Origin of the sequence: Streptococcus parasanguinis, from assembly GCF_015556095.1 — a bacterium.
Taxonomy (GTDB): Bacteria; Bacillota; Bacilli; order Lactobacillales; family Streptococcaceae; genus Streptococcus; species Streptococcus parasanguinis_Q.
The window spans coordinates 352,643-365,802 of sequence record NZ_JADNLT010000001.1; the positions used below are offsets into that span (position 1 = coordinate 352,643).

General features: G+C 43.0%; 8 protein-coding genes, 3 tRNA genes and 1 pseudogene. 10 read left to right on the top strand and 2 right to left on the bottom strand.

What is annotated here, in order from left to right:
* Nucleotides 1–48: 48 nt before the first annotated feature.
* Nucleotides 49–693 (bottom strand): glycerol-3-phosphate 1-O-acyltransferase PlsY, encoded by a 645-nt coding sequence (gene plsY / locus I2E70_RS01825; protein WP_049473029.1) that lies wholly within the window; start codon nt 691–693, stop codon nt 49–51.
* A gap of 187 nt (nt 694–880) precedes the next feature.
* Between plsY and parE the strand changes: the two genes are divergently transcribed.
* The 9 genes from parE (at nt 881) to I2E70_RS01870 (ending at nt 9,724) form a co-directional block, all read left to right on the top strand.
* Nucleotides 881–2,830 carry a DNA topoisomerase IV subunit B gene (parE, locus tag I2E70_RS01830; protein WP_003007156.1) on the top strand — a complete coding sequence of 650 codons (1,950 nt, stop codon included), beginning with the start codon at nt 881–883 and terminating at the stop codon, nt 2,828–2,830.
* Nucleotides 2,831–2,886: 56 nt separating this feature from the next.
* The gene (locus I2E70_RS01835) at nt 2,887–3,705 is read left to right on the top strand and encodes an aminoglycoside 6-adenylyltransferase (RefSeq protein WP_195423157.1); all 819 of its coding nucleotides are present in this window, start codon (nt 2,887–2,889) and stop codon (nt 3,703–3,705) included.
* Between the two features lie 171 nt (nt 3,706–3,876).
* Entirely contained in the window at nt 3,877–6,330 is a 2,454-nt protein-coding gene (gene parC, locus I2E70_RS01840) for a DNA topoisomerase IV subunit A (RefSeq protein WP_070594549.1), read from the top strand.
* Nucleotides 6,331–6,505: 175 nt separating this feature from the next.
* The gene (locus tag I2E70_RS01845; RefSeq protein WP_195423159.1) at nt 6,506–7,528 is read left to right on the top strand and encodes a branched-chain amino acid aminotransferase; all 1,023 of its coding nucleotides are present in this window, start codon (nt 6,506–6,508) and stop codon (nt 7,526–7,528) included.
* Nucleotides 7,529–7,763: 235 nt separating this feature from the next.
* A complete protein-coding gene (locus I2E70_RS01850) occupies nt 7,764–7,994 on the top strand; it encodes a DUF2969 domain-containing protein (protein ID WP_021153135.1) in 231 nt (76 codons plus the stop codon).
* 52 nt (nt 7,995–8,046) lie between these two features.
* A tRNA-Tyr gene (locus I2E70_RS01855) sits at nt 8,047–8,127 on the top strand.
* Between the two features lie 9 nt (nt 8,128–8,136).
* Nucleotides 8,137–8,208: transfer RNA gene (locus I2E70_RS01860), tRNA-Gln, on the top strand.
* 168 nt (nt 8,209–8,376) lie between these two features.
* The gene (rpsA, locus tag I2E70_RS01865; protein WP_003011990.1) at nt 8,377–9,576 is read left to right on the top strand and encodes a 30S ribosomal protein S1; all 1,200 of its coding nucleotides are present in this window, start codon (nt 8,377–8,379) and stop codon (nt 9,574–9,576) included.
* Between the two features lie 76 nt (nt 9,577–9,652).
* Nucleotides 9,653–9,724, top strand: a tRNA-Arg gene (locus tag I2E70_RS01870).
* 76 nt (nt 9,725–9,800) lie between these two features.
* On the opposite strand, the pseudogene I2E70_RS01875 reads toward I2E70_RS01870, so the two are convergent.
* Nucleotides 9,801–10,496 (bottom strand): annotated as a pseudogene (locus tag I2E70_RS01875) (L-lactate dehydrogenase); the annotation flags it as partial.
* Between the two features lie 198 nt (nt 10,497–10,694).
* Between I2E70_RS01875 and gyrA the strand changes: the two are divergent.
* Nucleotides 10,695–13,151 carry a DNA gyrase subunit A gene (gene gyrA / locus I2E70_RS01880; RefSeq protein WP_195423161.1) on the top strand — a complete coding sequence of 819 codons (2,457 nt, stop codon included), beginning with the start codon at nt 10,695–10,697 and terminating at the stop codon, nt 13,149–13,151.
* The last annotated feature ends 9 nt before the right edge of the window (nt 13,152–13,160 follow it).

Here is a 13,160-nt window from a genome sequence, read left to right on the forward strand (position 1 = left end):
GTTCAAAAGTATAAGGGAGATCCAACCAAAAAAACTAGAGCGCCTGCTCTAGTTTTTTGGTTGTTGATGGGTGATGTTCTTTCCCCAAGGGATGAGATTTTCTTTTTTCTCTTTGATCCGTTGGATATTGTCCTTGTGTCGTAGAATGATCAAGGTAGCTAAGGCCAAGACAATGACTGTAAAAAGCGGATCATAGCTGTGCAAGATCCATCCAGTCAAAGGAAGAAGGAGGACCGAAAGAATGGCGAGTAGCGCAACGGTAACACTCGAAAACGAAATCATACTGGTTAAGTACAGGCTGGCTACAAAATAAACAGCTAAAATGAGTAGCAGGATAGGCGAGAAACCAAGTAAGACACCAGCACTCGTCGCCACTGCTTTTCCACCCTTGAATCCAGCAAAAATTGGGAAAGTGTGCCCCAAAACGGCTAAGAGACCAAAGACCATCGGCGAGATCCCCTGAATTCCAAAGAAAGTCGGAAGGAGAACGGCCAAAGTTCCTTTCAAGAAATCAATCGCAAAGACAATGATTCCAGCTTTCTTCCCTAGAATCCGAAAGGTATTGGTCGTTCCAGTATTGCCCGAGCCATGTTCCCGTAAATTAATATGGAAAAAGATTTTCCCAATCCATAATCCCGAAGGAATGGAGCCTAACAGATAGGCTAAAATTAAAACACTTATTTCTTTTATCATACTTTCATTATATCAAAAAGGCATCAATAGAAAAAGCAATTTTTGGAGTTCAAGTGTGACATCTGAAGAAAGTGCCCAGCTAACATTTTTTACTAGGATATGGAAATCTCCATATAAAGAGAAAAAATTTTGCAAAATTTCCTAAAAAACTGTAATATAGAAAAGATGAACAAACAGGAGGTTCCTTGTGGCAAAAAAGGAAATCAATATTAATAATTATAATGACGATGCCATTCAGGTACTAGAAGGGTTGGATGCAGTCCGTAAACGTCCAGGGATGTATATCGGATCGACCGACGGAAATGGCTTGCATCACATGGTCTGGGAGATCGTGGATAATGCGGTCGATGAAGCCTTGTCTGGCTTTGGCTCACAAATCGATGTAACGATTAATAAAGATGGTTCGCTATCGGTAGAAGACCAGGGACGTGGAATGCCGACCGGGATGCATGCTATGGGTAAACCAACCGTTGAGGTGATCTTTACGGTTCTCCACGCCGGAGGGAAGTTTGGTCAAGGAGGCTATAAGACATCTGGAGGTCTTCACGGAGTGGGATCTTCTGTTGTCAATGCCCTTTCTAGCTGGCTAGAGGTAGAAATTACCCGTGATGGAGCTGTCTACAAGCAACGTTTTGAAGATGGGGGAAAACCAGTTACGACTCTTGAAAAGATCGGCTCTGCTCCTAAGTCTAAGACAGGGACTAAGGTTACTTTCATGCCAGATCCAACCATCTTTTCAACGACGGATTTCAAATTCAATACCATTGCTGAGCGAATCAAAGAATCAGCCTTCTTGCTTAAGGACGTGACGCTGACGCTGACTGATCTCCGTAAGGAAGAAGACAACCATGTGGCCTTTCACTATGAAAATGGTGTTCAAGATTTCGTAGAGTACTTGAACGAAGACAAGGAAACTTTGACACCGGTTCTCTACTTTAGTGGCGAATCAGATGGTTTTCAGGTAGAAGTGGCTATGCAATACAATGATGGCTACTCAGATAATATCTTGTCCTTCGTTAATAATGTCCGCACAAAAGATGGGGGAACCCACGAGACGGGTCTGAAGACAGCCATTACCAAGGCTATGAACGACTATGCAAGAAAGACAGGACTCCTCAAAGAAAAAGACAAGAACCTAGAGGGATCAGACTATCGTGAAGGTTTGTCAGCTGTTCTTTCGATCTTGGTTCCAGAAGCTCATTTGCAGTTTGAAGGACAAACCAAAGACAAATTAGGAAGTCCCTTGGCTCGTCCAGTAGTCGATAGCATTGTTTCTGATAAATTAACCTTCTTCCTCATGGAAAATGGAGAATTGGCTTCTAATCTCATTCGTAAGGCTATTAAAGCCCGGGATGCGCGTGAAGCCGCTCGAAAAGCGCGGGATGAAAGCCGAAATGGTAAGAAGAGCAAAAAAGACAAAGGACTTTTATCTGGTAAATTGACACCAGCCCAGTCTAAAAATCCTAAGAAAAACGAACTCTATCTGGTCGAAGGAGACTCAGCCGGCGGTTCTGCCAAACAAGGACGGGACCGGAAGTTCCAAGCGATTCTTCCACTTCGTGGGAAGGTGCTTAATACTGAGAAGGCCAATATGAGTGATATCCTCAAAAACGAGGAAATCAACACCATGATCTACACCATTGGTGCTGGAGTTGGTGCAGATTTCTCAGTGGAAGATGCTAACTACGATAAGATCATTATCATGACCGATGCGGATACGGATGGTGCCCACATTCAAACCTTGCTCCTAACTTTCTTCTATCGCTATATGCGCCCTTTGGTAGAAGCAGGGCATGTCTACATTGCCCTTCCTCCTCTTTATAAGATGTCGAAAGGTAAAGGCAAGAAAGAAGAAGTAGCCTATGCTTGGACAGATAGCGAATTAGAAGAGTTACGTCGGACCTTTGGCCGTGGAGCAACCCTTCAACGTTACAAAGGGTTGGGAGAAATGAATGCGGATCAGCTTTGGGAAACTACCATGAATCCAGAAACTCGTACCCTGATCCGTGTCACCATTGATGACTTGGCGCGTGCAGAACGCCGTGTCTCTGTCCTTATGGGAGATAAGGCTGCACCACGTCGTCAATGGATTGAAGATAACGTTAAGTTTACCCTGGAAGAAAATACGGTATTTTAATCACTTTCTACTTATAAATTAAATAAGCTGGGATGTAGAAATGGTAAGGAATCGACATGAGAACTGATACAGAAATGATGAATCTGATTTTGCAAATAGCTGATACTCTAGAAGTAGAGGCAATTGCCTTATCCGGATCACGAACGAATCCTCGGGCACCCAAAGACGAGTTTCAAGATTATGATGTGGTCTATATAGTTGAAAATCTGAACGACTTGTTATCTGATTTATCTTGGCTAGACCAGTTTGGAATGCGTCTGATTGAACAGCACAATGTCCTTGGACACCGTCGTCTGTATCTCATGCTCTTTGAAGACGGCAACCGTATCGATTTGACCCTCTGCCCCAAGGAGTCTATCCAAGAGTGGGTGGACAGCGAAGCAAATTTTGAAGTTATAAAAGACGACAAAGGCTTGTTTGAAGCCTATCAGCCTAATTCCAAGCGCTATTGGACAGCTCCACCTACTGAAGAGGAATTTGCAGCATCCTGCAATGAATTTTGGTGGGTATCGGCTTATGTTGTTAAGGCCATTCGAAGAAATCAGCTTATCTATGCGACCGACCACCTCTATGGCATTTGCCAGCAAGAACTCCTCAAGGTCTTAGCTTGGCTGGTGACAAGCGATAGGGGAGTAGTTGATATCGGAAAGAACTACAAGCACCTCTTCCAGTATCTACCAGCCGGGCAAGAGAAGGAGTTCTCAGCACTGCTTGATTTATCTAGTATCGATAAAATCACTCAGTCTTTATTTGCTACCATGGGGCTATTCAATCGAGAAGCTCAAATTCTGGCCCAAAAGATGGGATTTACTTACGATATGGAAGTTGCAGAGAAAATGACTTCTTATGCTAAAGAGAAACTTTCTAATCATTAATGAATCTATTTTAAACATCAGAAAGGAACGTTTGGTTACTTGGTGTAACCGAATTCCTTTTTCCTAAAAGACTACTCAACATTCTTTGAAAGGAGTTGAACACGCCCTGAGTGCTGTGTGAAAAAGATAAATTTCTAATTTTCACTTTGTATTTTAAGGGCTTTGTATCTTATGTCTAATATTCAAAATATGTCCCTGGAGGACATCATGGGGGAGCGCTTTGGTCGCTACTCCAAATACATTATTCAAGAACGGGCTCTTCCTGATATTCGGGATGGCTTGAAACCTGTTCAACGGCGGATTCTTTATTCTATGAATAAGGATGGCAATACCCATGACAAGGGCTACCGCAAGTCTGCCAAGTCTGTCGGGAACATCATGGGGAATTTTCACCCTCACGGGGACAGTTCTATCTATGATGCCATGGTCCGTATGTCTCAAGACTGGAAGAACCGCGAGATCCTTGTTGAAATGCACGGAAACAATGGTTCCATGGACGGGGATCCACCGGCAGCCATGCGTTATACGGAAGCTCGTTTGTCTGAAATTGCTGGCTATCTTTTGCAAGATATCGAAAAGAATACAGTGCCATTTGCCTGGAACTTTGATGATACAGAAAAAGAGCCAACTGTTTTGCCAGCAGCATTTCCAAACCTCTTGGTCAATGGAGCTACAGGGATTTCAGCTGGTTACGCGACTGATATTCCGCCACACAACCTTGCAGAAGTCATCGATGCTGTGGTCTACATGATCGACCATCCATCTGCCAAAGTAGACAAACTCATGGAGTTTTTACCTGGACCTGATTTCCCAACTGGTGCCATTATCCAGGGACGCGATGAGATCAAGAAAGCCTATGAAACTGGTAAGGGCAGGGTGGTTGTCCGCTCTAAAACAGAGATCGAGCAACTCAAAGGCGGTAAGCAACAAATCGTTGTCACCGAGATTCCTTATGAGATCAACAAGGCAGTCTTGGTCAAGAAGATCGACGATGTTCGTGTTAGCAACAAGGTTGCCGGTATCGCAGAAGTCCGGGATGAGTCTGACCGAGATGGTCTTCGTATTGCCATTGAGCTCAAAAAAGATGCCAATGCAGATTTGATCTTGAACTACTTGTTCAAGTATACAGACTTGCAGGTCAACTATAACTTCAATATGGTGGCAATTGATAACTACACACCACGTCAAGTGGGGATTGTACCGATTCTCTCTAGCTACATTGCTCACCGTCGGGATATCATTGTCGCTCGCTCGCGCTTTGATAAGGAAAAGGCAGAACGACGGCTCCACATCGTAGAGGGCTTAATCCGCGTGATTTCTATCCTCGATGAAGTCATTGCCTTGATCCGCGCTTCTGATAACAAGGCAGATGCCAAGGAAAACCTCAAGGTCAGCTACGATTTCACGGAAGAACAAGCAGAAGCCATTGTCACCTTGCAATTGTACCGTTTGACCAATACAGATATCGTCACCTTGGAAGAAGAGCATGCTAACCTCAAGGAGCAAATCGCTACCTTGGCTGCTATTATAGGGGATGAACGGACCATGTTCAATCTCATGAAGAAGGAATTGCGTGAAGTTAAGAAGCTCTTTGGCAATCCGCGACGCAGTGAGCTACAAGATACTGCTAAAACGATTGAGATTGATACAGCCAGTCTCATTGTCGAAGAAGAAACCTTCGTTAGCGTGACCCGTGCTGGCTATATCAAACGGACCTCTCCTCGTTCGTTCAATGCCTCAACACTGGAAGAAGTTGGAAAACGAGATGATGACGAGTTGATTTTCGTAGAGCCTGCTAAGACTACCCAGCATCTTTTACTCTTTACCAACTTGGGAAATGCCATTTATCGACCAATTCATGAATTGACAGATACCAAGTGGAAGGATATTGGGGAGCACTTGAGTCAAACTTTGACCAATTTCGAGCAGGAAGAAGAAATTCTCTTTGCGGAGATTGTGGATCAGTTTGAAGGTGTGACCTACTTTGCAGCTACCCAACAAGGACAAATCAAGCGCTTTGAACGCAAGGAATTGAGCCCATGGCGGACCTACCGCTCCAAATCAACGAAGTACGCTAAGCTGAAAGACCAAGAGGACCGTATCGTAGCGGTTGCACCAGTTGTCCTCGAGGACATCATGATCATTACCCAAAATGGCTATGGTCTGCGCTTCAATATTGAAGAGGTGCCGGTAGTTGGTGCTAAAGCAGCAGGGGTCAAAGCTATTAACCTGAAAGATGGAGATCAAGTGGTAGCCGTCTTTAAGTCAACGACTCCAAGCATGTACATTCTGACCCAGCGAGGCAGTCTGAAACGGATGTCCCAGGACGATATTCCTGTTACCAGCCGAGCTAAACGCGGACTTCAAGTCTTACGTGAACTGAAGTCTAAACCACACCGAGTCTTCAAGGCAGGTCCAGTTTTCACGGACCAAGGAGATTTTGATCTCTTTACGAGCCAGGAAGAAGTAGGAGAGCAAGATCAAATTCTTGCTATTACCTCTACCACTGGACAGGTGACCGAGGTTGATTTGACACAATTAAGCATTTCTGAAAGAACAAGCAATGGATCCTTTGTCAATGATACCATTTCGGATCAAGAAGTTTTTTCAGCCACTATCAAGTAAAAGAAGGGGTCGGTCCATTCTAGGACTGACTTTCTTTAAAAATAAATTTTCTGAAAATTGAAAATATCACTTGAAATTCTCATGAAATGGTGTACAATAGTGTACATAGATTGAGAAACTGAATCGACCTGCATCAGATCGACTAGGAATAGAAAGAATTAAAAGGAGCACTATCATGACAGTATCACTTGATTGGGAAAACCTTGGCTTTTCATATATGAATTTACCTTATCGCTATTTGGCACATTATCGCAATGGAGCTTGGGAAAAAGGGGAATTGACAGAAGATGCGACCTTGCATTTGTCCGAATCCTCTCCAAGTTTGCATTACGGTCAGCAAGCCTTTGAAGGGTTGAAAGCCTACCGTACAAAAGATGGAAGCGTCCAATTGTTCCGTCCAGATCAAAATGCCAAACGTTTGCAACGTACAGCAGATCGTTTGTTGATGCCTCAAGTTCCAACAGATATGTTTGTAGATGCTTGTAAGGCAGTGGTAAAAGCCAATGAAGAGTACGTTCCACCATATGGTACTGGTGCAACACTTTATCTTCGTCCACTTTTGATTGGGGTTGGTGATATTATTGGTGTGCATCCAGCAGATGAGTATATCTTTACCATCTTTGCCATGCCTGTCGGTAACTACTTTAAAGGTGGTTTGGTTCCAACGAACTTCTTGATTCAAGATGAGTATGACCGTGCTGCACCACATGGTACAGGGGCTGCAAAAGTTGGTGGGAACTACGCAGCGAGTATGTTGCCAGGTAAGATTGCGCATGATCGTAACTTCTCTGACGTGATTTACCTTGATCCAGCGACGCACACCAAGATTGAAGAAGTTGGTTCTGCAAACTTCTTTGGTATCACTGCTAATAACGAATTTGTGACCCCATTGAGTCCTTCTATCTTGCCATCGATCACCAAGTACTCTTTACTTTATTTGGCAGAACACCGTCTTGGTATGACACCAATTGAAGGGGATGTCTTTATCAATGATTTGGATCGCTTTGTAGAAGCAGGAGCTTGTGGTACCGCAGCTGTCATCTCTCCAATCGGAGGCGTTCAACACGGAGATGACTTCCATGTCTTCTATTCTGAAACAGAGGTAGGTCCTGTCACACGGAAACTCTATGACGAGTTGACCGGTATCCAATTTGGCGATGTCGAAGCGCCAGAAGGATGGATTGTCAAAGTCGATTAAAACGAAAGCATCTGAGACAAAAGTGTCCAAGCTTCAATGAGAACGAGTCTTAACGAAAGAACACAGCAGCTAATGTTTCTCTTCATTCGCTTATAGGCTCAAAAGAAGCTGAATGACCTTTTCGGGGGTGGGATGAAGAAGGAATTTCTATTTAAATTCTTTCTGTCTCACTCCCTTTTCTCTTGCGTCATCAAAAGAATTTTTGTAAAATAGAAAAAGTGAAAAGAGGGTTGAAATGAGTAAAAAAGATAAGAAAATTGAGATTCAAATCGTTGATAGTAAAGTAACCGTCGGAAAAGACACTTTTGATGGATTCACTTTGTCCATTGGCAAGAAAACGATTGGTGAAATTGCAGACATGGGTGGGCAATTTGCCATTATCAAAAATGGAAATGTGGATTCTCTTTACAAAAAACTTGAAAAAGCCGTTGAAATTTTGATAGAAAATTATAATTTGAATAAATAAGGGCTTGCAATCATAATAAATCAATGGTATAATAGATCCTGTTGATTTATATGGAGAGATAGCGAAGAGGCTAAACGCGGCGGACTGTAAATCCGCTCCTTCGGGTTCGGGGGTTCGAATCCCTCTCTCTCCATTTCATTCATGGGGTATAGCCAAGCGGTAAGGCAAGGGACTTTGACTCCCTCATGCGTTGGTTCGAATCCAGCTACCCCAGTTCTTAGGTAATATCAGATAAGTGATAAAATATCTATCCAGGTATTTTATTTCTTTATAGGATGAGTCGTTAAAGATTGTAGATGATCTCATTGCGAGTGCTTGCTTAGGAAAAATAATTATAAGTATGTCAAGTTTTAGAAAACTTGATTGTTGGAGGATTTTTTAGATGAATGAATTTGAAGATTTGCTAAACAGTGTTAGCCAAGTTGAACCAGGTGACGTTGTTACTGCTGAAGTATTGACAGTTGACGCGAACCAAGCTAACGTTGCAATCTCTGGAACTGGTGTCGAAGGTGTCTTGACTCTTCGCGAATTGACAAACGATCGTGATGCTGACATCAACGACTTGGTAAAACCAGGTGAAACACTTGAATTGCTTGTTCTTCGTCAAGTAGTTGGTAAAGATACTGATACAGTAACTTACCTTGTATCTAAAAAACGTTTGGAAGCTCGCAAAGCATGGGACAAATTGGTTGGACGTGAAGAAGAAGTTGTTACTGTTAAAGGAACTCGCGCTGTTAAGGGCGGACTTTCAGTAGAATTTGAAGGACTTCGTGGATTTATTCCAGCTTCAATGCTTGATACTCGTTTTGTACGTAACACTGAACGTTTCGTAGGTCAAGAATTTGATGCTAAAATCAAAGAAGTAGATCCAAAAGAAAACCGCTTTATCCTTTCACGTCGTGAAGTTGTTGAAGCTGAATCAGCTGCAGCACGCGCAGAAGTATTTGGTAAATTGAACGTTGGTGATGTCGTAACTGGTAAAGTTGCACGTATCACAAGCTTCGGTGCCTTCATTGACCTTGGTGGTGTTGATGGATTGGTTCACTTGACAGAATTATCACACGAACGCAACGTATCACCTAAATCAGTTGTAACTGTTGGTGAAGAAATCCAAGTGAAAGTTCTTGACTTGAACGAAGAAGAAGGTCGTGTATCACTTTCATTGAAAGCTACAACCCCTGGACCTTGGGATGGCGTTGAACAAAAATTGGCTGCTGGTGATGTTATCGAAGGAACTGTTAAACGTTTGACTGACTTCGGTGCATTCGTTGAGGTATTGCCAGGTATCGACGGACTTGTACACATCTCACAAATTTCACACAAACGTGTTGAAAATCCAAAAGATGTTCTTAAAGTTGGACAAGAAGTAACTGTTAAAGTTCTTGAAGTAAATGCTGCAGATGAACGTGTATCACTTTCTATCAAAGCTCTTGAAGAACGTCCAGCTCAAGAAGAAGGCGAAAAACAAGAAAAACGTCAATCTCGCCCACGTCGTCCAAAACAAGAAAAACGTGACTTTGATCTTCCAGAAACTCAAACTGGATTCTCAATGGCTGACTTGTTTGGCGATATCGAATTGTAATATTCAAAAAGCTTACCTCTCGGTAAGCTTTTTTTACTTGTAAAATTCTCGAGAATTTGATATACTATAACAGTTGCCACCCTTAGTGTAATGGATATCACGTAAGATTCCGGTTCTTGAGATGGGGGTTCGATTCCCTCAGGGTGGAAAGAAAAAAGGTTGAGAACTCTCAGCCTTTTTTGTTCGTTTCAAAGCTCAAAAAAGACTCTCAAAGTATGAGAGTCTTTTTTGTTGATGATGGTGTAAGCAGCATCACGAACACCTTCGAACAATTCGATCAATTCAGTTTCTTGAACGTTTTGAGTATCTTTAAGGAATTCTTCAAGGTTTACACCAGCGATGTTAGCGTGTGACCATACAGCGAATTCTGAGTCTCCATGTTCACCCATGATGTAGGCGTGCACTGAACGAGCATCAACGTCCAATTTTTCAGCAAGTGCTTGACGGAAACGAGCTGAGTCAAGAGAAGTACCAGAACCGATAACGCGTTCTTTAGGGAATCCTGAGAATTTCCATGTAGAGTATGTCAAAACGTCAACTGGGTTAGCAGCTACAAGGAAGATACCGTTAAATCCTGATTTCACAACTTGTGTTACGATTGATTTGTTAATGGCAAGGTTTTTACCAACAAGATCAAGGCGAGTTTCACCTGGTTTTTGAGGAGCACCTGCAGTAATTACAACAAGGTCAGCATCCGCACAGTCAGCGTACTCAGCCGCATAGATCTTCTTAGGTGAAGTGAAGGCAAGGGCGTGGCTAAGGTCAAGCGCATCTCCAACAGCTTTTTCGTGCAATTGAGGAATTTCGATAATTCCAAGCTCTTGTGCAATTCCTTGGTTGACAAGTGCAAATGCATAAGATGAACCTACGGCACCGTCACCGACAAGGATAACTTTTTTGTGTTGTTTAGTCATATCCATGAGTCTAAACGTCTCCTTCATATTTTTTTGAGATAGATTCTCATACGTCTTCATTCTACCACTTTTGAAAGTCTTTGTCATCTGAAACAGTATGAATCCTTGATGTAAACGTTTTTACGTTTGTGTTCCTAAGAAGAAAAATAGGCTAAAATGTGTTATAATAGTATGGTGAATTAAGTAAAGAGAGGCATTTTTTGAATGCAGGATAAGAATCTAATTGATGTGAATTTAACATCAGAAATGAAGACGAGTTTTATCGATTATGCCATGAGTGTTATCGTTGCTCGTGCCCTCCCTGATGTTCGTGATGGTTTGAAACCTGTTCACCGTCGTATTTTGTACGGAATGAATGAATTAGGTGTTACACCAGATAAACCACATAAGAAATCAGCCCGTATCACAGGGGATGTTATGGGTAAATACCACCCACACGGGGATTCCTCTATTTATGAAGCCATGGTTCGGATGGCGCAATGGTGGAGTTATCGCTACATGTTAGTAGATGGTCATGGAAACTTTGGTTCTATGGACGGTGATGGTGCCGCTGCACAACGGTATACCGAAGCTCGCATGAGTAAGATCGCTCTTGAAATGTTGCGGGATATCAATAAAAATACAGTTGATTTCGTAGATAACTATGATGCCAGTGAGCGCGAACCTTTGGTCTTACCTGCACGTTTCCCTAACCTTCTCGTCAATGGTGCTACTGGGATTGCCGTTGGGATGGCAACCAATATTCCTCCTCACAATTTGGGAGAAACCATTGATGCAGTGAAGCTGATGATGGATAATCCTGAGGTAACGACCCGTGAACTCATGGAAGTTCTTCCTGGTCCAGATTTTCCGACAGGTGCTTTGGTCATGGGGAAATCAGGTATCCACAAAGCCTATGAAACCGGAAAAGGATCAATCGTTCTTCGTTCTCGTACAGAGATTGAAGTAACCAAGAGTGGCCGTGAACGGATTGTTGTCACTGAGTTCCCTTATATGGTCAATAAAACCAAGGTGCACGAGCACATCGTTCGCTTGGTGCAAGAAAAACGGATCGAAGGGATTACAGCTGTACGGGATGAATCAAACCGTGAAGGGGTTCGTTTTGTGATTGAGGTCCGCCGAGATGCTTCGGCTAACGTTATTTTGAACAACCTCTTTAAGATGACACAAATGCAAACCAATTTTGGATTCAATATGTTAGCGATCCAAAATGGCGTTCCAAAGATTCTTTCTCTTCGCCAAATTTTAGGTGCTTATATCGAGCACCAGAAAGAAGTAGTGACTCGACGGACCATCTTTGATAAAGAAAAAGCGGAAGCACGTGCCCATATCTTGGAAGGTTTGCTCATTGCCTTGGATCACATCGATGAAGTGATCCGGATCATCCGCAATAGCCAGACAGATGCTGAAGCACAAGCTGAATTAATGGCTAAATTCAAGCTTTCTGAACGTCAAAGTCAAGCCATTTTGGACATGCGTCTTCGTCGTTTGACCGGTTTGGAACGAGACAAGATCCAAAGTGAATACGATGATTTGGTTGCCTTGATTGCTGATTTGGCTGACATTTTGGCGAAGCCAGAACGTGTGGCGACCATCATCAAGGAAGAACTGGAAGAAGTCAAACGTAAGTTTGGCGATGCTCGCCGAACTGAGTTGATGGTTGGTGAAGTCCTTTCTCTTGAGGATGAGGACTTGATTGAAGAAACAGATGTCTTGATCACCCTTTCTAACAAAGGCTACATCAAACGTTTGGATCAAGCGGAATTTACGGCTCAAAAACGTGGTGGACGTGGTGTTCAGGGAACTGGTGTCAAAGATGATGACTTTGTCCGTGAACTGGTCTCTACGAGCACCCATGATCATTTGCTCTTCTTTACCAATAAAGGGCGTGTCTATCGTCTGAAAGGTTATGAGATTCCAGAATATGGCCGGACAGCCAAAGGATTACCAATCGTCAACCTCTTAAAATTGGACGAAGGTGAATCGATTCAAACCATTATCAATGTGGAGCAAGATCGCAGTGACGAAGCATATCTCTTCTTTACGACGCGACAAGGTTTGGTCAAGCGGACCAATGTAGCTGAATTTTCAAATATTCGTCAGAACGGTCTCAAAGCTCTGAATCTGCGCGATGAGGATGAATTGATCAATGTCTTCCTTACAGATGGCAATGCTGACGTCATTATCGGTACCAAGTATGGTTATTCAGTCCGCTTTAATGAGGCTGTAGTCCGGAATATGGGACGTTCTGCCACAGGTGTACGTGGTGTGAATCTCCGTGAAGGAGACAAGGTTGTTGGGGCTAGCGTCGTTACGGATCAAGATGAAGTATTGATCATCACTGAAAAAGGGTATGGTAAGCGGACAATGGCTAGCGAATACCCAACCAAAGGCCGTGGCGGTAAAGGAATCAAGACAGTCAATATCACAGAGAAAAATGGTCCCTTAGCTGGTCTTTTAACCGTTAAAGGGGATGAAGATCTGATGATCATTACCGATACCGGAGTCATGATCCGCACAAGTGTTGGGAATATCTCTCAAACGGGTCGTTCAACTCAGGGTGTGAAAGTCATGAGACTGGATCAGGATGCGAAAATTGTGACCTTTACAACAGTCCAACCCGATGAAAAAGATGAAGAAGTAGTGGAAGAAAACGAATAGATAAGGGGA

What these genes read in the sequence shown, in the direction of transcription:
- plsY (WP_049473029.1), bottom strand. Translation starts at nt 693, where the DNA reads ATGATAAAAGAAATAAGTGTTTTAATTTTAGCCTATCTGTTAGGCTCC.
- I2E70_RS01835 (WP_195423157.1), top strand. Translation starts at nt 2,887, where the DNA reads ATGAGAACTGATACAGAAATGATGAATCTGATTTTGCAAATAGCTGAT.
- parC (WP_070594549.1), top strand. Translation starts at nt 3,877, where the DNA reads ATGTCTAATATTCAAAATATGTCCCTGGAGGACATCATGGGGGAGCGC.
- I2E70_RS01845 (WP_195423159.1), top strand. Translation starts at nt 6,506, where the DNA reads ATGACAGTATCACTTGATTGGGAAAACCTTGGCTTTTCATATATGAAT.
- I2E70_RS01850 (WP_021153135.1), top strand. Translation starts at nt 7,764, where the DNA reads ATGAGTAAAAAAGATAAGAAAATTGAGATTCAAATCGTTGATAGTAAA.
- rpsA (WP_003011990.1), top strand. Translation starts at nt 8,377, where the DNA reads ATGAATGAATTTGAAGATTTGCTAAACAGTGTTAGCCAAGTTGAACCA.
- gyrA (WP_195423161.1), top strand. Translation starts at nt 10,695, where the DNA reads ATGCAGGATAAGAATCTAATTGATGTGAATTTAACATCAGAAATGAAG.